21 protein-coding genes are annotated in these 21,251 nt (G+C 62.3%); 13 read left to right on the plus strand and 8 right to left on the minus strand.

Going from position 1 to position 21,251, the window contains the following annotated elements:
* Nucleotides 1-6 precede the first annotated feature (6 nt).
* Both AC3CBN_RS12990 and recJ read left to right on the plus strand, forming a co-directional pair.
* On the plus strand, nucleotides 7-927 hold the full coding sequence (locus AC3CBN_RS12990) for a phosphoglycerate mutase (RefSeq protein ID WP_488633428.1): 921 nt from the start codon (nucleotides 7-9) through the stop codon (nucleotides 925-927).
* Nucleotides 924-2,639 (plus strand): single-stranded-DNA-specific exonuclease RecJ, encoded by a 1,716-nt coding sequence (gene recJ, locus AC3CBN_RS12995; RefSeq protein WP_488633429.1) that lies wholly within the window; start codon nucleotides 924-926, stop codon nucleotides 2,637-2,639. The genes AC3CBN_RS12990 and recJ overlap by 4 nt, the downstream gene beginning before the upstream one ends.
* Before the next feature lie 4 nt (nucleotides 2,640-2,643).
* On the opposite strand, the gene AC3CBN_RS13000 is transcribed toward recJ, so the two are convergent.
* Together AC3CBN_RS13000 and AC3CBN_RS13005 are read right to left on the minus strand one after the other, a co-directional pair.
* Nucleotides 2,644-3,810, minus strand: coding sequence for a hypothetical protein (locus AC3CBN_RS13000; RefSeq protein WP_488633430.1), 1,167 nt, complete (start codon nucleotides 3,808-3,810; stop codon nucleotides 2,644-2,646).
* 36 nt (nucleotides 3,811-3,846) lie between these two features.
* The gene (locus AC3CBN_RS13005) at nucleotides 3,847-4,695 is read right to left on the minus strand and encodes a hypothetical protein (protein WP_488633431.1); all 849 of its coding nucleotides are present in this window, start codon (nucleotides 4,693-4,695) and stop codon (nucleotides 3,847-3,849) included.
* 520 nt (nucleotides 4,696-5,215) lie between these two features.
* Between AC3CBN_RS13005 and AC3CBN_RS13010 the strand changes: the two genes are divergently transcribed.
* The 3 genes from AC3CBN_RS13010 (at nucleotide 5,216) to AC3CBN_RS13020 (ending at nucleotide 8,874) form a co-directional block, all read left to right on the plus strand.
* Nucleotides 5,216-6,451: a DUF3300 domain-containing protein gene (locus tag AC3CBN_RS13010; protein WP_488633432.1), complete on the plus strand. Its 1,236-nt coding sequence runs from the start codon at nucleotides 5,216-5,218 to the stop codon at nucleotides 6,449-6,451.
* A gap of 11 nt (nucleotides 6,452-6,462) precedes the next feature.
* Entirely contained in the window at nucleotides 6,463-7,380 is a 918-nt protein-coding gene (locus AC3CBN_RS13015; RefSeq protein ID WP_488633433.1) for a DUF2950 domain-containing protein, read from the plus strand.
* 219 nt (nucleotides 7,381-7,599) lie between these two features.
* Nucleotides 7,600-8,874, plus strand: a complete 1,275-nt coding sequence (locus AC3CBN_RS13020; protein WP_488633434.1) for a BamA/TamA family outer membrane protein — start codon at nucleotides 7,600-7,602, stop codon at nucleotides 8,872-8,874.
* A 51-nt stretch (nucleotides 8,875-8,925) separates the two neighbouring features.
* Here the strand turns inward: AC3CBN_RS13020 and AC3CBN_RS13025 are convergent, their stop codons facing one another.
* From AC3CBN_RS13025 to AC3CBN_RS13035, 3 genes are all read right to left on the minus strand, one after another.
* A complete protein-coding gene (locus AC3CBN_RS13025; protein WP_488633435.1) occupies nucleotides 8,926-9,393 on the minus strand; it encodes a glycine zipper domain-containing protein in 468 nt (155 codons plus the stop codon).
* 73 nt (nucleotides 9,394-9,466) lie between these two features.
* Nucleotides 9,467-9,748 carry a hypothetical protein gene (locus tag AC3CBN_RS13030; protein ID WP_488633436.1) on the minus strand — a complete coding sequence of 94 codons (282 nt, stop codon included), beginning with the start codon at nucleotides 9,746-9,748 and terminating at the stop codon, nucleotides 9,467-9,469.
* Nucleotides 9,749-9,750: 2 nt separating this feature from the next.
* Entirely contained in the window at nucleotides 9,751-10,434 is a 684-nt protein-coding gene (locus tag AC3CBN_RS13035; RefSeq protein ID WP_488633437.1) for a response regulator, read from the minus strand.
* 542 nt (nucleotides 10,435-10,976) lie between these two features.
* Here AC3CBN_RS13035 and AC3CBN_RS13040 point away from each other — a divergent pair.
* The 3 genes from AC3CBN_RS13040 to AC3CBN_RS13050 all read left to right on the plus strand — a co-directional run bounded on the left by AC3CBN_RS13040 (nucleotide 10,977) and on the right by AC3CBN_RS13050 (nucleotide 13,742).
* Complete coding sequence (locus AC3CBN_RS13040; RefSeq protein ID WP_488633438.1) at nucleotides 10,977-12,581, plus strand: sensor histidine kinase; 1,605 nt, start codon at nucleotides 10,977-10,979, stop codon at nucleotides 12,579-12,581.
* Nucleotides 12,536-13,180, plus strand: coding sequence for a response regulator (locus AC3CBN_RS13045; RefSeq protein ID WP_488633439.1), 645 nt, complete (start codon nucleotides 12,536-12,538; stop codon nucleotides 13,178-13,180). Before AC3CBN_RS13040 ends, AC3CBN_RS13045 begins: the two co-directional genes overlap by 46 nt.
* A 151-nt stretch (nucleotides 13,181-13,331) precedes the next feature.
* Nucleotides 13,332-13,742 carry a response regulator gene (locus tag AC3CBN_RS13050; protein ID WP_488633440.1) on the plus strand — a complete coding sequence of 137 codons (411 nt, stop codon included), beginning with the start codon at nucleotides 13,332-13,334 and terminating at the stop codon, nucleotides 13,740-13,742.
* Between the two features lie 21 nt (nucleotides 13,743-13,763).
* Here the strand turns inward: AC3CBN_RS13050 and ligD are convergent, their stop codons facing one another.
* Together ligD and AC3CBN_RS13060 are read right to left on the minus strand one after the other, a co-directional pair.
* A complete protein-coding gene (gene ligD / locus AC3CBN_RS13055) occupies nucleotides 13,764-14,702 on the minus strand; it encodes a non-homologous end-joining DNA ligase (protein WP_488633441.1) in 939 nt (312 codons plus the stop codon).
* A gap of 3 nt (nucleotides 14,703-14,705) precedes the next feature.
* Nucleotides 14,706-14,942: a hypothetical protein gene (locus AC3CBN_RS13060; protein WP_488633442.1), complete on the minus strand. Its 237-nt coding sequence runs from the start codon at nucleotides 14,940-14,942 to the stop codon at nucleotides 14,706-14,708.
* Between the two features lie 346 nt (nucleotides 14,943-15,288).
* On the opposite strand from AC3CBN_RS13060, the gene AC3CBN_RS13065 reads away from it, so the two are divergent.
* Together AC3CBN_RS13065 and AC3CBN_RS13070 are read left to right on the plus strand one after the other, a co-directional pair.
* Nucleotides 15,289-15,525, plus strand: coding sequence for a hypothetical protein (locus AC3CBN_RS13065; protein ID WP_488633443.1), 237 nt, complete (start codon nucleotides 15,289-15,291; stop codon nucleotides 15,523-15,525).
* A gap of 99 nt (nucleotides 15,526-15,624) precedes the next feature.
* Nucleotides 15,625-17,301, plus strand: a complete 1,677-nt coding sequence (locus AC3CBN_RS13070) for an amidohydrolase (RefSeq protein ID WP_488633444.1) — start codon at nucleotides 15,625-15,627, stop codon at nucleotides 17,299-17,301.
* Between the two features lie 162 nt (nucleotides 17,302-17,463).
* Here AC3CBN_RS13070 and AC3CBN_RS13075 read toward each other — a convergent pair whose 3' ends face one another.
* A complete protein-coding gene (locus tag AC3CBN_RS13075; protein ID WP_488633445.1) occupies nucleotides 17,464-18,048 on the minus strand; it encodes an FMN-dependent NADH-azoreductase in 585 nt (194 codons plus the stop codon).
* 114 nt (nucleotides 18,049-18,162) lie between these two features.
* On the opposite strand from AC3CBN_RS13075, the gene AC3CBN_RS13080 reads away from it, so the two are divergent.
* Genes AC3CBN_RS13080 through AC3CBN_RS13090 form a run of 3 tightly spaced genes read left to right on the plus strand, consistent with a single transcriptional unit; the run spans nucleotide 18,163 to nucleotide 21,110 of the window.
* Nucleotides 18,163-19,116, plus strand: coding sequence for a LysR substrate-binding domain-containing protein (locus tag AC3CBN_RS13080; protein ID WP_488633446.1), 954 nt, complete (start codon nucleotides 18,163-18,165; stop codon nucleotides 19,114-19,116).
* 60 nt (nucleotides 19,117-19,176) lie between these two features.
* The gene (locus AC3CBN_RS13085) at nucleotides 19,177-20,322 is read left to right on the plus strand and encodes a pyridoxal phosphate-dependent aminotransferase (RefSeq protein WP_488633447.1); all 1,146 of its coding nucleotides are present in this window, start codon (nucleotides 19,177-19,179) and stop codon (nucleotides 20,320-20,322) included.
* Nucleotides 20,310-21,110, plus strand: coding sequence for an amidohydrolase (locus AC3CBN_RS13090; RefSeq protein ID WP_488633448.1), 801 nt, complete (start codon nucleotides 20,310-20,312; stop codon nucleotides 21,108-21,110). The genes AC3CBN_RS13085 and AC3CBN_RS13090 overlap by 13 nt, the downstream gene beginning before the upstream one ends.
* Nucleotides 21,111-21,251 lie beyond the last annotated feature (141 nt).

The raw sequence follows: 21,251 nt of genomic DNA on the forward strand, positions 1-21,251 counted from the left end.
TAGCCGATGAGTTCGCAGGCATCCAAACCGGTGGAACTCTGGCTTCCCGACCTGGCGCGTTTCGAACCCGCGCATCCATTGCGCACACTGCTGCGCAAGGCCGATCAACAGGAACCGCATGCCAAGGGTTATCTCGCGGGGCTGGCCGAGCGTTTCGTGGTTCCTGGCGGTTTGCCCGCGGGAGCGCTCACGCGCGAGCTGATGGCCGGTGATGCCGCCGATGCAAACTGGCTGTGTGCCGACCCGGCGTGGGTGCAACCCGATCTCAACGGTGCACGGTTGCTTGCTTGCGGGCAGATGCAGCTGGGCATGGAAGATGCGCAGGCGCTCGCCAAGCCCTTGAAGCCGGTATTCGGCGACGCCGGCATGATTCTGGAAGTGTCCTCGCCCGATCATTGGCACGTGCGCTTACCCACTGGTGCGCCGACACCATCCTTCGCCGCGCCGGAACAAGCGCTGGGCGAGGATCTGTTCGAGCATCTGCCGCAGGGCCCGGATGGCCGACGCTGGCGTGTGTTGCTCAACGAGGTGCAGGTGTTGCTGCACCAGCACCCACTCAATGCCGAACGCCGAGCGCGCGGCATGCCACCGATCAACAGTCTTTGGTTGTGGGGTGGTGGGTCTTTGCCGAACGTGGTTCGTACGTCTCTGTTGGGCGTGATCGGCGATGACGTGTTGCTCGGCGCACTGGCCAAGCGTGCGGGTATCGCGGTGGTGGCGCGCACGGCGAAAGCGCTCGAGTCGGCGGCGGCTGGCTGGCTCGTCGATCTGCAGGACCTGCCCGTCGACGACATCGCCACGACGTGGTGGCCAAATGTGCAGGCATTGGCTCTCAAGCAGTCGTTGCAACTGAGTTTTGCCAGTGGCGAGCATTGGCTGCATCGCCCCTGGCATCGCTGGCGTTTCTGGCGAGGGAACGGTCGATGAAGCCGGTGAACTTGCGCCGACGCATCCCGCAAGGCGCACCTAATGGCTGGAGCGCGGCCGTCCATCCGGTGCTGCAACAGGTGTACGCCGCACGCGGCGTGCTGTGTCCCGAGCAAGCCGAATATCGGCTCGCTCGCTTGTTGTCGCCGCAACAGCTGGGCGGACTGGAGCAAGCGGTTGGCTTGCTGATGGAGGCCATCCGCGATGACTGGTCCATCGTTATCGCCGGCGATTACGACTGCGACGGAGCCACGGGCACTGCGGTGGCCGTTCGCGGCTTGCGCATGCTGGGTGCACGACATGTGGACTATGCCGTACCCAATCGCTTCATCCACGGCTACGGGCTAAGTCCTGCGCTGGTCGAATCATTGCAGCCCAAGCCACAGCTGATCGTCACCGTGGACAACGGCGTGGCGAGCGTGGCGGGTGTGGCGGCGGCAAAAGCGCAGGGCATCCGGGTGATCGTGACCGATCATCATCTGCCGGGCGAACAACTGCCGGCAGCCGATGCCATGGTCAATCCCAACCTCACTGGCGACGGTTTTCCCAGCAAGGCGCTGGCTGGCGTTGGCGTGATGTTTTATCTGCTGCTGGCGTTGCGCTCGTCGTTGCGTGAACAGGGCAGTTTTGCCGAGGGCAGCGAGCCGGATCTTTCCGTGCTGCTGGATCTCGTGGCGGTGGGTACGGTGGCCGACCTGGTGCCGCTGGATTTCAACAATCGTGTACTGGTCGAAGCAGGCCTTCGGCGAGTGCGCAGCGGTCGTGGTTGCGCTGGTGTCGTCGCATTGGTGGAAGCCAGCCAGCGCAGCGTGGCATCGCTGAGCGCCAGCGATCTCGGTTACGCGATTGGCCCACGCCTGAACGCGGCGGGTCGGTTGGAGGACATGCGCATTGGCGTTGAGTGCCTGCTCTCCGATGACGTTGCACAGGCACGCCGATATGCCGAGCTGCTGAGTTCGATCAATCAGGAGCGTCGCGAATTGCAGGCGGCGATGGTGGCCGAAGCAGAGGTGATGGTGGCGCTTGCGGCTGATATCGATGCCGTGGGCGTGGCGTTGTTCGAGCCTGGCTGGCACGCCGGCGTGGTGGGGCTGGTGGCGTCGAAGCTGAAGGAGCGGCTGCATCGTCCGGTCATTGCTTTCGCACCGGCCAGCGAGGACATGCCGGATGAATTGCGTGGGTCGGCGCGTTCCATCGCGGGATTCCACATACGCGATGCGCTGGCCATGATCGACGCACGCCATCCGGGCCTGATCATCCGGTTCGGTGGCCATGCGATGGCGGCAGGCCTGAGCATGAAGACTTGCGACTACGCGCGCTTTGCTGAGGCATTCGATGCCATCGCACGCGAATGGCTCGACGAAGATCGCCTGCAAGCGGTGCAACTCTCTGATGGTGAATTGCCGCCGGGTTCGGCGACGTTGGAACTCGCCAGGCAATTGCGTGCGGCAGGTCCGTGGGGACAGGCGTTTCCCGAGCCCGTGTTCGACAACGTATTTGAATGTGCGAGTTGGCGTGTCATGGGCGAGAAGCATCTTCGCCTGAACCTGCGCGATCCGCGCGACGGTTCGGTCCACGATGCGGTGATGTTCAATGCCTATGAAGGTACGCCGCCGCCTTCGATGTTTCGTGCCGTGTACGAACTCGTGATCAACGACTGGCAGGGGCGGGAAAGCGCTCGCCTGCTGTTGCGGCACATCGAACCTGCCTAGTCGTTCAGATGAGTAGCCCGATGAGGTGGCTGAGCAGCACCTTGGCGGGGATCACTGACAACCAGATCGGCGCAAAGGGAACCAGCGTGGCGATCGCTATCGAAGCGGCGACGCGCGGGTCGAACAGCGTGGGCTGCATGGCATAGACATTCGCGGCCACGCCGTAGAGATCGGTGGTGGCCGAGAAGTCCGGTTCGCCCAGCGCCGATGCATCGATCGTCTTGTCGATATCCAGCCACTTTGCTTCGAACGCCGCGCCGAGCCGTCCTGCCAGCGCACCGTATTCGAAGATGCCACGTCGCCGGGCGAGTATCAGTGCGCGGGCAAACATCAGGGGCGGGCTGATCAGAATTAAAACCACGACGATGGCCGTGGCAATCGGCACGGCGATATGGTCCATCGGATTGAGATGAAGGTAGATCACCTCGTTGCCCAGTGCGCCGGCCGTGATGGCGCCGACGACGAAGGCCAGCGGCGCGAAGATGCGCGGCGACATGGCCACGAATTCCAGCCCGGCGGCCTTGTCTGGATGCGATGGAACGAGGCGAAGATTCATTCGCGACAGCAGGTGCAGAAAACGCATCCACACGCCCAACCGCCAGACCCAGCTGAGGATCAGGCCCAACACCAGTGGCACGCTAACCAGCAGATGCCACCAGCCTGCGAGCGACAAGTTGAGCGAGCCGTGCGCACGCTGCCAGTCCGGCATTGCTTCGGGCGGCACGGTGACCGCGATGATGGCAATCAGCACGTAGACGATGATGGTCATGGCCGCCGATGGCCACACGCTGAGACTCATGCGCCTCGCGGAGGCGATGGCTTCGTCAAAGCGCTCACGATCGCTGTCGAGGATCAGCCCTGAGCGCACGAAATACCGCGCGATGGCCTCCAGCCGGGGCAGGATGATGTAGTCGGACAGGATCAGGATCGGCACGGCTACCACGAACCGTGCATAGATTGCCGCATTGGTGAAGAAGGCCGCCGACGTCGGTCGGTCTTCGCCCAGCCATTGCACCAGGCACAGGATCGCAAGGGGAAGCCAGCTGACCGCCAGGGCGAGAAGAACACGACGCAACGCCTGGGCTCGATCTTCCGGCCTGATCACACGCAAGCGCCTGAGTACCGCGACGTGCCGTGGCTCGTCGAAGATGCCTTGGCTGGCGTCGCTCACCCGAGGAACGCCTGGGAAACTGCCGAGCGCACGCGATCAGAAGTGCCAGGTCAGGCTGAAGGCTGGGCCACTCAGTTGCACTTTCTTCAGGAACTTGTCGCTGGCACTTTCCTTGTATTCCACGTCGCGGTAAATCAGCGCGATGTCGCCCCAGTTGAATGCGTAGGCGACGCCTGCAACCAACTGGTAGGTGTTGTCCGAATCGCCGGCGCCTACGTCGAGGTAGTACGGAAAGAAGAAGCGGCTGTCGGCAAATGGATCCCAGCGGCCACGGATGCCGATGATGGCGTCGGTGATATGGGTCTGATTGCTCACGTGGCCACTGTTGGCGATGTTGACGTTGCCAGCGTTGCCAGTAAGGTTGAAGTTCCAGCTGAGGTTGCCCTTCAGCCACAGATAGCGCCCGCCGAACACCAGATCGATGTAACCCTGTTGACCATGGGCCATCGTGTAGAGGCCGGCGAGATTAACCATGCCGCCCTTGATGCCCCAGTTGGTTTCGAGCTTGGCGTTGCCACCGATGCGGTCGCCACCAACCGAGGTGAAATGAGCGTTCTCGTTGGTGAACTTGACCCAGTCAACGTCGGCATACATGCCCCAGAGGCCCTTGCGCACGTCGCCTGAGAGCATGAACGCACCGCTCAGGTGGTCAAGGATGTTGTTGTCGGACTTGGTCTCCACTGTCGGGCCGCCGCCTGGCGCCTGGAACTTCGATTCGGCCGTCACGCCGGGCAGCCAGCCATAGGGCGTGATACTGCCGTGCCAATTGCCGTCCCATTGGTCCGGCATGTCTGCGTGGGCTGGTCGCGCGCCAAGGGCCGTGGTGATGGTCAGCGCCAGGATGGCGAGGGAGAGGACAGGACGTTCGAACGTGATGCGGCGCATGGCTGACACCCGGAACGCTAGGAAGGGTGCCTTATCTTGAATCGTTGTCATGCACCGTCAAAGCGAAGTATTACGTAGGCTGTTTTGCGTATTTCTACGGGCACGTCGTCAGCGTTCTCAGGGCGTGTTCCGCGCTTAGGTAGTTTTACGGACCCCGGTTTCCGAATAAATACAGTGGCTACTCCGCCCAGAGAGAGTCAAGCTGGTACGAGCGCGATGGCGGCATGGGAGCAGCACCATGAAGACGACGATGCGTTATGGAATCTTGCGGAAGTGCGCCTGGTGTTTTGCATTGCTGCCCCTCGTGCTGTCGGGTGTTGCTCAGGCACAGACGAGTCCGCCGCAGCCCCAAAGTCGAAGCCAAACCCAAAGCCAGACCCAAACTCAAAGCCAAGGTCAAAGCCAAGGTCAAAGCCAGGGTCAAAGCCAGGGTCAAAGCCAGGGTCAAAGCCAGGGTCAAAGCCAGGGTCAAAGCCAGGGTCAAAGCCAAAAGATCTACAACAACCAGCAACTTGACCAGATGCTGGCCCCGATAGCGCTCTATCCCGACGCGCTGCTGTCGCAGATCTTCATGGCGACGACCTATCCCAGCGATGTGGCCGAAGCGGCGGCCTGGTCGGCGGCCAATCCGAAGGCCCAGGGCGATGACGCGGTAAAGCAGATTAACAACAAGCCCTGGGATCCCAGCGTGCAGTCGCTCGTGGCTTTCCCGCAGGTGTTGGCGCAAATGAAGCAGCACCCGGATTGGGTGCAAAACATGGGCGATGCCTTTCTTGCGCAGCCCGAGGACGTGATGACGTCGGTGCAGCGTCTGCGTAAGCAGGCGCAGTCATCGGGCAACCTCAAATCCAACGAACAGCAGAAGGTCGTGGTGCAACAGGAGCCGCAAGGTTCGTCGTCCGGCACCACGGTGATTCAGATCGAGCCCACCAATCCCGAAGTCGTTTACGTGCCTTCGTACAACCCGACCGTGGTTTACGGTTCCTGGCCCTATCCGGCGTATCCGCCCACTTACTGGCCGCCGCCGGTTGGGTACTACCCGGTGGCATCGGGCCTGGCGGCCGGCCTGGCTTTCGGTGTCGGTATCGCGATCACCAATTCGCTGTGGGGTAATTGCAACTGGGGTGGCGGCAACGTGAACGTCAACGTCAACCGCTACAACAACATCAACAACAACAACAACCGGATCAGCGGCAACGGCAACTCCAACTGGAACCACAATGCGAACAATCGCCGAGGAACGCCTTATCGCGATTCCGGCAGCCGCCAGCGCTATGGCCAGGGCGTGGGAGGTTCGCAGCAGCGCGAATCTTTCCGTGGCCGCGACAATCAGAGAGATGCCAGCAGGCAAAATTCGCTGAAGAGCTTCGATCGCAGCACCAACAATGGCTCCTCCATGGCAGCGAGACGCGGCGCAGGTGAAAGCGGCGCGGGGCTCAACCGTCCGTCGGGCGGCAATCGCGGCGGCCAGGGGGCTGGCGTGGCCGACCGAAGCAATGCCGGTGGTGGCAACCGCGGCAATGCGGGTGGCGGCTCGCGGCAGAACTATGGCGGTTCAGGCGACAGGCAGGGAGGCGGTGCCCGCAACAACGCCTTCAGTGGCGGACAGTCGCCGGGGTCGTCACGCTCGCAGACGAATCGCGGGCAGTCGAGCCAGCGCTCGATGTCCCAGTCCCGCGGCGCCGGTGGCGGTGCTGGCCGGTCGGTTTCCCGCCCGTCACCCAGCCGGGGCGGTGGTGGTGGTCGTCGTCGATAAGGAGCCTGACCATGAATCGCACTCCACGGATACTTCGCCGGACGATAGGTCTGGCCCTGTGGCTGGGTTGCTTCGTTTCCGCCGCTGTCCTGGCGCAGCAGACCAGCTTTCCATCGGCCGACGCCGCGGCCTCTGCCTTCGTGCAAGCGGTACGCGGTGGCGACAAGCCCGAACTGGCCAAGGTGTTGGGCGGCAACTGGAAGGACTACATACCCACCGACGACATCGATCGGGAGGACGTGGACCTGTTCCTCAAGCGATACGACGAAAGCCATCGCACCGAGACCGCCGATGGTGTTGCCCACCTCAACGTGGGTTCGGCGAACTGGGTGTTGCCGCTGCCCATTGTCCAGGGCACAGGTGGCTGGCGCTTCGACCTGAAGAAGGGCGCGGACGAGATACGCGTTCGTCGTATCGGCGCCAATGAGTTGACGACGCAGCAAGCGATGCTCGCCTATTACGATGCGCAGCGCGATTACGCGACGGAAGACCATGGTAGCGACAAGGTGCTGCAATACGCCCAGAAGCTCAGGAGCAGCCCCGGCAAGCAGGACGGTTTGTACTGGCCGGTGACGGGCAACGAACCGCCGAGTCCCCTGGGTGAGCAGTTTGTCGGCGAACAGCCCAAGGGGGCGGATTTCCACGGCTATCGCTATCGCATCCTCACCTCACAAGGTGCGTCGGCACCCGGTGGCGCCTACAACTACATCGTGGGTAATCGCATGACCAGCGGCTTCGCACTCATTGCCTGGCCTTCGCAGTACGGCGAATCTGGCGTGATGAGTTTCATGGTGAGCCACGACGGCGAAGTGTTCGAAAAAGACCTTGGCAAGAACAGCGCGACCATTGCAGGGTCGATGAAATCATTCGACCCGGACAGCAGTTGGGAAGAGGTCAAGCCCGACGAAGAGGCCAAGCCCCAGAACTGATCAGCTGCACCTTGTCTGCGGTTGCCCGATGAGTGCCTGCGAGTAGCGGCATTAGGTAGATCTACCAAGCCCACAACCGAATATTTGCGCTGTGCCCCATGACCACCATGGGGCAAGCTCGGCTTGCGTGTCGCCGGTACGCGGCCCGCAATCTGGAGCGAGTGCGGCGGCGTGTACTTTTTCGCCTGAAGGTGCGAACTGGCGGACCCGACATCGAACATGCACGCGAGGGCCGCGATGGCGCGCAAATACACCGTTGCTTCGTCGCTGCTTGCCATGTGGGTGTCCGCATCGCTGCAAGCACAAACGGCGCCGACAGTGGCCGGTGAGGATGCACAGGCGAATAGGGCACCACTACTTGCGCAGCGCGACAGCCATTCGCCAGTGGAACAGGCATCCGACGACGTGTCTGGCAAAGCGGGAACCACCTGGTGGGACAGGTTCAAGGACTCTCGGGATGGCGATGTCGACATGTCGCGCTGGCTGCTGCAGCACAAGGGTGCATTGTTGGTGCCGATCATCATCACCGAGCCCGCGGTGGGGACAGGCGGTGGACTGGCGGCTGTGTTCTTTCGTCGCCCTCCGCAATCTGAGGAGTCGAAGGAGCGCGGTGACCGTATTCCTCCCGACATCTTCGGCGTCGGTGCCTTCAAAACGGAAAACGGCACCTACGGCTATGGCCTAGGCGGCACGTTCCACTTCAAGGACGACACCTGGCGCTATGAAGGCATCGCCGGCAAGGCGTCGGTGAATCTGGACTTCTATACGCAGGGAATACAATCGGCGCCCAGGAAGATTGGTTACAACCTCGACGGCTTGTTCTTCTACCAGCAAGTGTCACGACGTTTCGGACGGAGCGACTGGTTCGCGTCGGCACGTTGGATCTACATGGACATCGACAGTCGCCTGAACCTGCAGAGCGACAACCAGTATTTCGAGCCAAGGGACTTCGCCAAGCGTGCGTCAGGTCTCGGCCTGGGACTCAGCTACGACTCGCGCGACAACATGCTGACACCGTCGAAGGGTTGGCTGTGGCGGCTGGATGGCACGGACTATGCGCCGGCCTTTGGCAGTGACAACACGTTCCAGACCTACCGCACACATGTCTACGGCTACCTGCCGATCGCCGAAAGGTGGGTGCTTGGCCTGCGCGCCGATGTTCGCGCAGCCCGTGGAGACACGCCGTTCTACCAGCTGCCGTCGATCGACCTTCGAGGCATTTCCTATGGCCGCTATCAGGATGAAAACGTCGGCATCGTCGAAGCGGAATTGCGCTGGAACTTGACATCGCGATGGGCGCTGCTGGGTTTCGGGGGCGCCGGTCGCGCGTGGGGACGCAGGGCGGATTTCGGCGATGCCAGCACTCACGCGACCGAGGGTGTCGGGTTCCGGTATCTCATTGCTCGTGCGCTTGGCTTATACGTGGGCCTCGACTGGGCGCGAAGCGAGGATGATCACGCGTACTACATCCAGGTGGGCAGCGCCTGGCGATGAGTGCGATGTTGGCATGCATGGCGCAAACCGCTTGCGCCATGCACCGACTGCTCAATTGACCGTGTAACCTTTGCCCTTCATGCAGGCGCCATAGGCCTGGTTGAAGTTGGCGGTGTTGTAGGTCTGCGTTTGTGCGGCCGCAGCGTTGTCTTGTCGGCGTTGCTCGCGTGCACGCACACCACCCGCAACCACACCCGCAGCAGCGCCTACGGCCGCGCCGTGCCCCGCGTCGTCGTTGGCCACGCCACCCACCACCGCTCCGGCGGCCGCGCCGCGCACCGCGCCACGGGCACGCTGGCCGCCGCCCACGGCGGGCCCTGTCTGCTGTGCAGGCACCGGCTGCGAGGGTGCGTTGCTTTGCGCCCACGACATGCAGGCGCCCTTATCGGCCTCCTGCTGCGCTGCATTCTGGCCCTGGGCGGGATACGGTACGGGCGCCGGTGGCGGTTGCTGGGCTGCCACGGTAGCTACCGTGGCAAAGCAGGCGAGGGCGAGAAAACCAGTCACTCGGATATTCATGGGTACGCTCCGTGAAATGAGGAAGCGGGTGATCACGGTAGCGGCAGACCGGTGGTTGCCGCTGCCCGTTCCGTCAACAGCTCACGCCATTGCTCTTGAACTCGGGAATCAGCGTGGCGGTGAGATCCTGCACGATCTTGGGAACGTTACTGGCGCCGATGCCTTGCATCGTCACGGTCCAGATGACTTTCTGCGTGTTTGCTGCCCACATCGTGGTTTTGACTGCGACCTGATCGTACTGGGTGACGTCGGGCGTCTTGGCCCAGGCACGACCATGCCATCCATAGAAACCACCGAAGGCCGGCTTGGCAGGGGCTTCTTTGGGACGATGGGTTGCGGTGTGGTTTGGAGACATGGCTAGTCTTCCGCCGTGAGGGCAGAGCCATGCGGTGTGAGTGGAATCAGTCCGAGACGCTCCGCCTCGCGAATCAGCGCAACGCCGCTGTGCACCCCGAGCAGGTCGAGCAATGCCTGCCGATGACTTTCCACCGTGCGTATCGAGATGCCCAGCTCGGCGGCGATCTCGCTGGTGCGCCAGCCCTTGGCCATGCCCTCGATCACATCGCGCTGTCGTCGGGTCAATCGCTGCGCGGCATCGGGTGCCTGCAGCAGCGACGCCATCAGCTCGGGGCTGATGAACTGGTTGCCGGCCGCGACTTCCGTCATGGCGCCATAGAGTTCGCTGCTGGTCGATTGTTTGAGTACGTATCCATTGGCGCCGGCCTGCATCGCTTCGCGAACGATCAGCGGTTCACCATGAGTGGAAAGCACGATGATGGGTATCAGGCACCCTTGCCGTCGCAGGCGGCGCACGGCGTGCAGCGCACTGAATGGCGGCATGGCGATGTCGGTGATGATCAGGTCGACGTCACCACTCAGCGCCGCGAGCATCAGGGTTTCACTGTCGTGAGCGATGCGTACCGAGTGAGTTCGTTTGGCCAGTAGCCCAGCCAGACCCTCGGCGACGCAGCGATGCTCATCGGCCAGCAGCACCCGCAGCTTGCGTGTGTTCTTGCCTTGTTTGCCGTTTCCGGGGGGCATGGGTCAACGCTGAATAGTTGAGTGGAGCATGGGTGGACTGCCTTTGACGCTCTTGATCACGCCAAATGCCTCTTTGCCGCCTCGGTGAGGATGACCGTGTGTGATTTGCTGCGCGCCTGGACGACATGGGTGGTGGCGGAGCCGGTGGCGACTGGATACACGCGACATAGCCCCGTCGGTCATCGACAGGTGGCTGGCCTGTAGGGCAGGGGACGACGGCGCAGGCTTTCGCTTCATCCGGCGGGTTCCTCGTTTCTTGCGCCCTAACGGCTAACCGTCAGCTTGGGCCGTCCGTGTCCGCTTGGTAAGCGAACTTTCACTCAATCTTGCCCAGTAAAAATACTGTTCCGCCGCACCCTGGAACCACGCTTGCCAAGGCCCGTCGCACCCCGCCCTGTCGGTAGAACTACGCAAGTCATCACGAAGGCATGACGCCCATCGTGGAGAAATGCGAGCTGGCGACTGATGGCATGTGCCTGGATGGCTTGGTCGCCCAGCATGGAGAGGCGCTTTTTCGTTCGAAAGCGCCGCGGAGAAGTCGCATGGATCGTGGGGAGATCATGAGCGCATTGGCATTGCCTAGCGGCCTGTCTCATCTGGCGCGAGGCACCGGCATGCTTGTTGCCGTGGTGGTCTCGCAGTGGCTGTCGCTGGCACTGTGGAATCGCCAGGGCGACGCGCAGATGATCTGGCTGCCTGGGCCGCTGTTGCTGGCCGCGCTATTGATCGAACCCCGCCGCCATTGGCTGGCCTATGACATTGGCTGGCTGCTCGGCTTGGTGTCGCTCGCCGTCGCGATGAATTTGGCACCGCCCGGCATGGTGATGACGTATCCGCTCGTGCTGCTGCTGATCAATCTCGCTGCGCTGGTGATAAATCGTTTCCGCCAGGACCAGCCGATCGACGATTTCCTTCGCTTGCTAGGCTTCCTGCTGGTGGCTGTAGCGCTGCTGCCGCTGGCGACGGCTGTCCTCATCGCACTGATAGCGATGGCTGCGCCCATGCCTGCATGGCTGTCCGGGTCCTGGTGGCAGGTGGCATTGTCCGATGCATTGGGTTATGCGCTGCTGCCGCCCGCCATCATGAGCCTGGCCAACCCGACTTCCTCGCTGCGTAGCGACGCCTTGCCCAACTGGAACATGCTGGTGATCACCACGGTTGCGCTGGTTTTTCTCTGGTTGGGATGGCGGGAACTGGGCAGCCTCGCGACGATGCGACCGCTGCTGCTGCTGGCGCCGGTGCCGTTGGCTATCTTCGTGGCACTGCGCGCGCAGATACCCGGAACCAGCGTCGTCAACCTGGTGATCGGCGTCATCGCCATCCAGCTCAGCCTTTCGTCGGAAGGGCCCTTCATGCAGGAAGATCCAGGGTTCACCACCATCAGCGTGCAGCTGTGGATGCTGGGCATGGCGGTAGCGTCTCTGTTCCTGGCGGCAATGGTGGAGCAGCGCCGCGCTGCCCAGCGCGCGCTGTCGGTGACCAGTACCGAGGTGCGCGAGCTGGCCGGACGCCTGATCGTGGCGCAGGAAGAGGAAAGGGCTCGCATAGCGCGTGACCTGCACGACGACATCAATCAGCGACTGGCGGTGGCGTCCATTCGGCTGAGCGCGTTGCGTCGCAAGGTGGATGAGAGAAACCGGAACGACGTGAGCCAATTGCAGAGCGAATTGATCTCGCTCTCCGAGGACGTGCGCCATCTTTCACACGACCTTCATCCGAGCATGCTTACTCAGACAGGGCTGACTGCGGCGCTGGCCGGTTTGTGCCAGGCGCAGCGGCAGCGGGCCGGGCCGAGCATCGAATTGAAAGTGTCGCCGCATGCCAAGGATCTTCCCGAGGATGTGGCGCTGTGCCTCTATCGCGTGACCCAGGCGGCATTGGGAAATGCATTGAGGCATGCGGATGCGCAGCGCATCGAGGTCGCGCTGCGGATCGGGGACAAGCACGTGGACCTCAGCATAAAGGACGACGGCAAGGGATTTGCCGTGGACGCAGAGGGGCGTCGGGGGCTTGGACTAATGAGTATCGATGAGCGTACGAAGCTGCTCGGTGGCAGCTATCGACTTTGTTCGACTCTGGGGAAAGGGACTGAACTATGCATATGCATTCCGCTAGGACCCTACACGACGCTGCACGGCCAAGCCTGATCATCGCCGACGACCACCGCATGGTCGCCGAAGGCGTGCAGCACATTCTCGAGGAAGACTTCGAGCTGATGGAGATCGTTTCCGACGGTGAGGCGTTGATCGATGCCGTGCGCCGTCTCCAGCCCGACCTGGTAGTGGCCGATATCAACATGCCACGCTGCAACGGCATGGACGCGCTCAAGCGGCTGCGTGAGATGGGCAACGACACCCGGTTTGTGTTTCTCACCATGCACATGGAGCCGGCACTGGCGATTGCCGCGCTGCGAGCAGGAGCCAGTGGTTACATTCTCAAGTGTTCCGCGGGCGAAGACCTGCGCAGTGCCACCCAGCAGGTGATGTTGGGAGGCACCTATGTGACGCCAGCGCTGGGTGCCCGCTATATCAGCGGCCAACTCACGGACATGCGTAACCTCACGACCAAGCAATTGCAGGTGTTGCGTCTGGTGGGTGAGGGCTTGCGCTCCAAACAGATCGCGTTACAGCTGAGCCTTTCGGTGCGCACTGTCGAGGCCCACAAGTACACGATGATGCAGGTGCTTGGGGTGCACTCCACGCTGGAGCTGGTGCGTCGAGCCGAGGATCTTGGACTGCTGTTCTGAGAAAAAATGGCGCAAATCAGGCCATCGGGCCATGGCTGCGGGCCAGAACGGGTAGTTTTACTTAGTCATTACTCGGGTCTCTTTCGGTGGCGAAAGTTTTCGCGATGGACGATGCTGCACTTGGAGCATTATCCGTTTAGCGGGGACGAGCGTGACACGAGCCACTGTCGTGCTGGCCGAAGACCATCCTCCTGTCGCTGAGCAGATTCGTGAAGTGCTCAGCGAGGAGTTCGATGTGCTCGCGGTGGTCGGGCATGGCGAGGCATTGGTCAAGGCGGTGAGGCGACTGCACCCGGACGCCGTGGTCACGGATATCAGCATGCCCGGCATGGACGGCATGCAGGCCGCACGCGAACTGCTCGCCGACCGACCCGGGCTGCCCGTGGTATTCATCACTGTGCACGACGACCCGACGCTGGCGCGCGCGGCGCTGGCCATCGGCAAGGGCTATGTACTCAAAGCCTCGGCAGGTGAAGAACTTGCGGATGCGGTGAGAAGCGTGCTGGACAACCAGTATTTCGTTTCCCCAACACTTGGCCGCGTGGAAACCCTGGTGGGCTGATAGCGTGTGCCACGCGGTGACTCAGCCCGGTGGCGCGTTGTATGTGCGTAACGCCTTGCCAAGATCCTGGCGCAGCACGTCGAAGCCATCCCAAGGATCGGTGCGCAGCCGGACCAATCTGCGTTGTGCGGAGCGGATATCGAAATCCCCTCCGCCCTTGCATTGACCAAGTTCTCGCCAGCGCAGGGGCATGGCGACGGTCGCCCCGGCGCGAGCGCGCAGCGAATAGGACGCCACGCTGGTGGCACCGCGGGTGTTGCGCAAGTAGTCGATGAAGATCTTGCCTGCGCGTTCTTTCATGGCTGCTTTTGCGATAAAAGCCTGTGGCGCGGCGTTCGCGAGCTGACGGGCAAAGGCTTGCGCGAATCGCTTGGCGTCATCCCATGGACAGGACGAATACAGAGGCACCACCACATGCAGGCCCTTGCCGCCGGTGGTGCGCACGAAGCTCTGCAATCCCACATCGGCAAGGCGCGCTTTGAGCAAGCGTGCCGCGTCGATCACGTCATGCCACGCCACGTCGCTTCCTGGGTCAAGGTCAAACACGAGGTAATCGGCCTCGTCCAGCGAGTCCTCGAGAGCGGCCCATGGATGAAACTCGATCGTGCCGAACTGCACCAGTTCAATGATGGCCGCCGCGTCGCGCGGACAAAGGTAGTCGTCCCGCTCGCCGCTTTCCTCCCGCAGGCGGACGTGCCCGACGTGCTTCAGCCCTCGCATGGGGTGCTTCTGGAAGAATCCCTGCGCGCCGATACCTTCGGGAAAGCGCAGCACGGAGGTGGGGCGATGGGCGATGCCAGGTAGAAACCGGTCCATGACCGCGAGGTAATAATCGGCTACGTCCTGCTTGGTAACGCCGCAATCTGGATAGAGCACGCGCTCCGGATGGCTGATGACGATGCCTTCGATGTCGTGCACCTTCATGGCTCGCTCCGGCTGATGATCAACGTGTTGCTGCATGGCTCATGCCCGCCGCGAAGCCAGCAAAGCGCGCAGGCGATCGTGTGCCGAAAGCAGCCCGCCACCCCTGATTTCCAGCATCTTGCGGTCGGTCTCGCGTATCTGAAGCTCTCCCGCCGTGTGCCGGCGCAATTGCTCGCGAAGCAGTTCGTTTTCCCGCTCCAGCAACCGATAGAGCTGAAGCAGCTCGTCGAAAGCTTGAATCATGCGTGTCCGGCCATCTTCCGTTTCGTTAGACATCAGGCATGGCTCCGTCGTGGGATTTTCGAAACTGCGAGCCACGCGGTTAACGACGGGTGATAGGCCGATGCACAGCCAGTGCGACGATTCACATGCAGCTGTCACTGCGTTCAGTGAAGGCAAGCGCACGTGTATCAGGTGTGAAACAGTTGCGAAGTGGGGAAAACACCGGCAACGTATGAGGCTCACTGAAGTAGTCGTATTCCTACGCAATACGATGTGAGGGGCCGATAGGTTCCTTGGTAGAACGAGTGCACTCTTGATCGGTCCGATAAGGACAACCCAGCGAGCTATTCGCTCACTCGACCAAGCGTGGCGGGGCTCTCTCTCCTTACAGGGGTGAAACATGGTCACCTATTCGCTCAAGCCATCCACCGAAGGGCAGTGGAACGTGTGCCGCTCGGGCTCTTCGCTATTCAGTCATCTGCCGCTTTCCGCAGCCATCAAGCTTGCGCGCGAAGTGGCACGCGACGAACACCAGCGCTCCGGCCGTCCGGTATACGTGGAGATGCCCGGTACGGAATCGACCATCCGGCTGGCGCAATTCGTGCGTCCTGTCCCGCCGTTCGTGCAGGCGGCCTGACGGAGGCTCGTGGAGCGCGGACCATGCATGCTGCATGGCCGCTTGTATGGTCGGGGCCGGCTAGGCAAAGTCGCAGGACTCCTTGGCCGAGACCCACCTATGCGTCTATCGCTTCGCTGCTTATCCATCGCCTTGCTCGCGATTGCGTGCCTCCCGCTGCAGGCGACTACGCTGTTGGTCAACGCGCATATCCACACCCTGGATCCCGCACGTCCGGAAGCCACTGCACTGGCCTGGAAGGACGATGGCCGCCTGCTTGCCGTAGGCGACACGGCTGACCTGCAGAAGCGGTATCCAGACGCCGGTAAAGTGGATGCCAAAGGGGCCACGGTCATCCCCGGCCTGATCGATGCGCACGGCCACATGCTGGGCCTTGGCATGACCCACATCCAGGTAGACCTGGTGGGTGCCGCGTCCAAGGTCGAGATCATCGATCGACTGAAGGCGGGTGCCGCGAAGCTGCCCAAGGGTGCCTGGCTGGTCGGTCGTGGCTGGGATCAAAATCGGTGGACCGATAAGCAGTTTCCAACCGCAGCGGATCTCGACGCCACTTTTCCGGATCGGCCGGTGTACCTGGAACGTATCGACGGTCACGCCTCGTGGGTCAATACGGCGGCGATGAAACATGCCACGAAGCCGCTCGACGGTGACTGGCAACCGCAAGGCGGCCGTATCGTGCGCGTCGGCAAGAAAGCCAGTGGCGTGCTAGTGGATGGTGCGGTGGGTCTGGTGGCCGATGCGATTCCGCCGCTGAGCCACGAACAGACGCGCGAGGCATACAAAGCTGCATTTGCCGATGCCGTCGCTGCCGGGCTCACTGGCGTGCACGATCCGGGTACCAGCCTCGATGACTTCAAGGTGCTGCAGGAGATGGCCGCCGCCGGCGAAATTCCGTTGCGCCTCTATGAGATGGCAGACGGAAACCACGCGGCGCTGGATTGGCTATGCACGCAAGGTGGACGCTGGACAGACGCAGGCAGGCGTCTGCAGATGCGCACCGTCAAGCTCTACATGGACGGCGCGTTGGGCAGCCGCGGTGCCGCCCTGCTGGCGGACTACAACGACGACCATGGCAATCGCGGCATCCTGGTGACCTCACCCGATGCGTATCGCAGCGCCGTGGAGAAGGCGCACCGCTGCCACGTGCAGGTGGCCACGCACGCCATCGGAGATCGCGGTAACCGTATGGTGCTGGACACCTATCAGTCGGTGTTGGGCGACGGCGCCAATAGCGATCATCGTTGGCGGGTCGAGCACGCGCAGATCGTGGCGCTCGATGACATTCCGCGCTTCGCAAAGCTGCGGATAATCGCCTCCATGCAACCGACCCATGCCACCTCGGACATGCCCTGGGCCGAGCAGCGCCTCGGTGCCGAGCGCCTCAAGGGCGCCTATGCCTGGCAGCGTTTCATCCACGAACAGGTGCCCTTGGCATTCGGTTCGGATTTCCCGGTGGAGCAGGTCAACCCGATGCTTGGTCTGTATGCCGCCGTGACACGCCAGGATCTCAACGGCCAACCGCCGGGCGGCTGGCTGCCGGACCAGCGAGTCAGTCGACTCCAGGCGCTGGCAGGCTTCACGCGCGGCGCAGCGTTTGCAGCGTTCATGGAGAACGAAGTAGGCATGCTCAAGCCGGGCATGCGTGCCGACTTTGTAATACTCAATGGTGACCTGATGACGGTGTCACCGCGCCAGATAGCCGACCTCAAACCGCTCAGCACCTGGGTGGACGGTAAGGCGGTTTATCGCTCAGAAAAAGCAAACGCCGCGCAGTGATGCGCGGCGTCTCCATCTTTTCCCTCTCCCCGCTGGGGAGAGGGCAGGGTGAGGGGCGGGTGCTTGCGAAAGTGGCCGTTCAAAGCCAGATCTATTGTTTCGCTTTCGCAAGGTTGCCCCTCACCTCAATCCTCTCCCCAAAAGGGGAGAGGAAGCAGAGGCTTAGGCAGCCTTGCGCGTCACCACACCGATCGAGGCATGCGCTGACTTCAAGGATTCCACCTTGTTGTCGTCACTGATCGCCACACCCTCGGCGCGGACGAACTCGATATCGGTGACGCCTAGGAAGCCAAACAGCGCACGCAGGTAGGTTTCCTGGAAGTCCATCGAAGCGGCGGCGCTGCCTTCGCTGTAAATGCCACCACGCGATGAGGCGATGATCACGCGCTTGCCGGCGGCCAGACCTTCCGGACCATTGGCGGTGTAGCGGAACGACTTGCCAGCCACGGTCACGCGGTCAATCCACGCCTTCAGCTGGCTGGGGATCGAGAAGTTGTACATCGGGGCACCGATCACCACCGCGTCGGCGGCCAAGAACTCTTCCAGCATCTGGCTACCCAGCGCGGAGGCCGGATCGCTGGCGTCGGACACCGGGGTCCAGTGCGGCAGCGGGTTGGCGACGAGATCGTGGTAGATCACTTCCGTGGCGGGCTGGTTGCGGGTGAACTCCGCTACGATGGCAGCAGTCAGCCCACGCGAGACGGAGTGGCTACCCAGGGCGCTGGCGTCGAGATGCAGCAGTTTCATGGCAATTCCTCAGTAATGGGCCGGGCACCCCGGCGACAGAACTAAGGTATCCGCAGGACAATCTGCTGATAAGACGGGTAAAATCGAACGTATTGTTCTAATAAGGAAACGGCGATGACCGTGTTGGATGGCGCCCTGCAGGATCTCAACGACCTGTATTTCTTCGCTTCGGTGGTGGAACACGGTGGTTTTTCCTCCGCCGGCCGAGCACTCGGCATTCCCAAGTCACGCCTGAGCAAGCGCATTGCCCAGCTCGAAGAGCGCCTCGGCGTGCGCCTGCTGCAAAGGACCACTCGCCGCTTCGTGGTTACCGAGGTGGGCGAACGCTTCTATGGCCACTGCCGCGCCGTGCTGGAAGAGGCGAGGGCGGCGCAGGATGCGGTGGAGGAACTGCGCGCCGAGCCCCGAGGCGTGGTTCGTGTGAGCTGTCCTGTTTCGCTGGTGCAGACCGTGCTGGGGCATGTGCTGCCGGATTTCCTGGCCCAGCATCCCAAGATGCAGGTGCGTCTTCAGTCCACCGACCGACGAGTGGACGTGATCGGCGAAGGCTTCGACGTCGCCATCCGCGTGCGCAGCAAGCTCGATACGGATGCCACGCTGGTGGTGCGCACCTTTGGCCAGTCTCGCGTGCTGCCGGTGGCGAGCCCCGATCTGCTCAAGCAGTATGGCCATCCAAAGGTTCCGTCCGATCTTTCCAGTATGCCCGCGCTCACCGTGAACGAGCACGAGGGCGCGCAAAGCTGGGAGCTGCTTGACGCGCAAGGCGAGCGCGTGGTGGTTGATATCAAGCCACGCCTCATCTGCGGTGATTTTGCGGCGCTGCTCCAGTGCGCCAAGCACGGCATCGGTGTCACCATGCTGCCCGAGTTCATGTGTGGCCCGGCTGTGGCGCGCGGCGAACTGGAAGTGGTGCTGCCCGAATGGAGCGTGCCACAGGGCACCATGCACTTCGTCTATCCCAGTCGTCGCGGCCTGTTGCCGGGCGTGCGCGCCTTCGTGGATTTTCTAGCCGAAAAGCTGCCCGATACCGTGCGCGAGAAGCACGCAGAATGCGGCAAATACCTTTGACCACGGCGTGCCACATGGCCCGTGCTAGCATTCCCGTTTAGCCATCCAGACATCCGGAATATGCAGATCGATACCAAGCTTCCGAAAGTGGGGACCACCATCTTCAGCGTCATGAGTCATCTGGCGTTGGAACACAAGGCCGTGAACCTGGGGCAGGGTTTTCCAGATTTCGAGCCGCCGCAGCCGCTGCGCGATGCCATTACGCGGGCGATGGCCGAGGGTCGCAATCAGTACGCACCGGGCATCGGCCTGCAACCCCTGCGCGAGCAGATCGCACTCAAGACCGAGCGCATGTACGGTCATCGCGTCAGCGCAGATGCCGAAGTGACTGTGACCTCCGGCGCCACCGAGGCGCTGTTCGCCGCCATTGCCGCCGTCGTGCGCGCAGGCGACGAGGTGATCGTGTTCGATCCGGCCTACGACAGCTACGAGCCGGCCATCGAGCTGCAGGGTGCGCGTGCGGTGCACATTCCGCTGGTGGCACCTACGTTCGGCATCGACTGGCAGCGCGTTCGTGATGCAGTCACGTCGAAGACGCGCATGATCCTTATCAACAGTCCGCACAACCCCACGGGCGCTGTGCTGTCGGCCGCTGATCTGGATGAACTGGCGGCGATCGTGCGCGATACCGAGATCGTGCTGCTGTCCGACGAGGTGTACGAGCACATCGTGTACGACGGCGCCAAGCACCAGAGCGTGCTGCGCCATGCAGAACTGGCCGCGCGCAGTTTCGTGGTGTCTTCGTTTGGCAAGACCTATCACTGCACCGGCTGGAAGGTGGGGTACGCAGTGGCACCCAAGGCGCTGTCGGCGGAATTCCGCAAAGTGCACCAGTACCTCACGTTCTGCACCTTCCATCCGGCACAGGTGGCGTTCGCTGAATTCATGACCAATGCGCCGGAGCATTATCTGGAGCTTCCTGCGTTCTACAAAGCCAAGCGCGACCGATTCCGCGAGTTGATCAAGCCTTCACGCTTCAAGTTGCTTGACGTGCCGGGCGGTTATTTTCAGTTGGTGGACTATTCCGCCATCAGCAACAAGGACGACGTGTCGTTCTGCGAGTGGCTGGTGAAGGAAGGTGGCGTAGCCGCGATACCGTTGACCCCGTTCTACGAGAAGGCACCGGGCACGCACCTGCTGCGCCTGTGTTTTGCCAAGAGCGACGCCACGATGGATGCCGCCGCGGAGCGTCTATGCAAGCTTTGAAAGTAAGCCTGGTGCAGGGCGCTACGCGCTGGCATGACGCGCCGGCCAATCGTGCGTATTACGGCGATCTCGTGCGGAGCGTCGCCGGCCGGACCGATCTGGTGGTGTTGCCGGAGACTTTTCTTTCCGGCTTCAGCAATGACACGCGGGCCAGCGCGGAATTGATGGATGGCGAAGGCGTGGCGTGGATGCGCGCGTTGGCGCAGGAGGTCGATGCCGTGTTGTGTGGCAGCCTCGCCATCCGCGAAGGCGACACGGTATTCAACCGACTGATCTGGGCACGCCCGGACGGCAGTTTTGCACAGTACGACAAGCGACATCTGTTCCGCATGGCGGGCGAACACACGCGCTACGGCGGAGGCAACGAACGCTTGATCGTCGAGTTGAAAGGCTGGCGCATCCTGCCGCAGGTTTGTTACGACCTGCGTTTCCCGGTGTGGCTGCGCAACGGTCGCTGCGAACAAGCGGTTGGTGGCATGGATTACGACCTCGCCTTGTTCGTGGCGAACTGGCCCGCGCCGCGCCGCCAGCCTTGGCGCACGCTATTGCGCGCGCGCGCGATCGAAAATTTGAGTTATGTGGTTGGCCTCAATCGCGTCGGCGTGGACGGCAACGACTTGCCTTACGCCGGCGACAGCGCCGTGCTCGATCCGGTGGGTGAGCCGGTGATCGAGCTGGGGTCGCAGGAGCAGGTAGTGACCGTCACTATCGATCCGGCACTCTTGCTCGCACATCGCGAGCGTTTCCCTGCGTGGATGGATGCGGATAGCTTCACGCTGAACGCCTAAGCCTCCTCTCCCCAAAGGGGAGAGGATTGAGGTGAGGGGACCATCTTGCGAGAGCGCAACAATGGAACCCGTTCTGAATAGATGCTTCCGCGAGCACCCGCCCCTCACCACTGCCCTCTCCCCAAAGAGGAGAGGGAGTAA

This window comes from Dyella sp. OK584 (assembly GCF_057787755.1).

What these genes read in the sequence shown, in the direction of transcription:
- AC3CBN_RS13015 (WP_488633433.1), top strand. Translation starts at nt 6,463, where the DNA reads ATGAATCGCACTCCACGGATACTTCGCCGGACGATAGGTCTGGCCCTG.
- AC3CBN_RS13030 (WP_488633436.1), bottom strand. Translation starts at nt 9,748, where the DNA reads ATGTCTCCAAACCACACCGCAACCCATCGTCCCAAAGAAGCCCCTGCC.
- AC3CBN_RS13020 (WP_488633434.1), top strand. Translation starts at nt 7,600, where the DNA reads ATGCACGCGAGGGCCGCGATGGCGCGCAAATACACCGTTGCTTCGTCG.
- AC3CBN_RS13090 (WP_488633448.1), top strand. Translation starts at nt 20,310, where the DNA reads ATGCAAGCTTTGAAAGTAAGCCTGGTGCAGGGCGCTACGCGCTGGCAT.
- AC3CBN_RS13075 (WP_488633445.1), bottom strand. Translation starts at nt 18,048, where the DNA reads ATGAAACTGCTGCATCTCGACGCCAGCGCCCTGGGTAGCCACTCCGTC.
- AC3CBN_RS12990 (WP_488633428.1), top strand. Translation starts at nt 7, where the DNA reads ATGAGTTCGCAGGCATCCAAACCGGTGGAACTCTGGCTTCCCGACCTG.
- AC3CBN_RS13060 (WP_488633442.1), bottom strand. Translation starts at nt 14,942, where the DNA reads ATGTCTAACGAAACGGAAGATGGCCGGACACGCATGATTCAAGCTTTC.
- AC3CBN_RS13070 (WP_488633444.1), top strand. Translation starts at nt 15,625, where the DNA reads ATGCGTCTATCGCTTCGCTGCTTATCCATCGCCTTGCTCGCGATTGCG.
- recJ (WP_488633429.1), top strand. Translation starts at nt 924, where the DNA reads ATGAAGCCGGTGAACTTGCGCCGACGCATCCCGCAAGGCGCACCTAAT.
- AC3CBN_RS13040 (WP_488633438.1), top strand. Translation starts at nt 10,977, where the DNA reads ATGGATCGTGGGGAGATCATGAGCGCATTGGCATTGCCTAGCGGCCTG.
- AC3CBN_RS13010 (WP_488633432.1), top strand. Translation starts at nt 5,216, where the DNA reads ATGCTGGCCCCGATAGCGCTCTATCCCGACGCGCTGCTGTCGCAGATC.
- AC3CBN_RS13065 (WP_488633443.1), top strand. Translation starts at nt 15,289, where the DNA reads ATGGTCACCTATTCGCTCAAGCCATCCACCGAAGGGCAGTGGAACGTG.
- AC3CBN_RS13045 (WP_488633439.1), top strand. Translation starts at nt 12,536, where the DNA reads ATGCATTCCGCTAGGACCCTACACGACGCTGCACGGCCAAGCCTGATC.
- AC3CBN_RS13080 (WP_488633446.1), top strand. Translation starts at nt 18,163, where the DNA reads ATGACCGTGTTGGATGGCGCCCTGCAGGATCTCAACGACCTGTATTTC.
- AC3CBN_RS13085 (WP_488633447.1), top strand. Translation starts at nt 19,177, where the DNA reads ATGCAGATCGATACCAAGCTTCCGAAAGTGGGGACCACCATCTTCAGC.
- AC3CBN_RS13035 (WP_488633437.1), bottom strand. Translation starts at nt 10,434, where the DNA reads ATGCCCCCCGGAAACGGCAAACAAGGCAAGAACACACGCAAGCTGCGG.
- AC3CBN_RS13005 (WP_488633431.1), bottom strand. Translation starts at nt 4,695, where the DNA reads ATGCGCCGCATCACGTTCGAACGTCCTGTCCTCTCCCTCGCCATCCTG.
- AC3CBN_RS13025 (WP_488633435.1), bottom strand. Translation starts at nt 9,393, where the DNA reads ATGAATATCCGAGTGACTGGTTTTCTCGCCCTCGCCTGCTTTGCCACG.
- ligD (WP_488633441.1), bottom strand. Translation starts at nt 14,702, where the DNA reads ATGCAGCAACACGTTGATCATCAGCCGGAGCGAGCCATGAAGGTGCAC.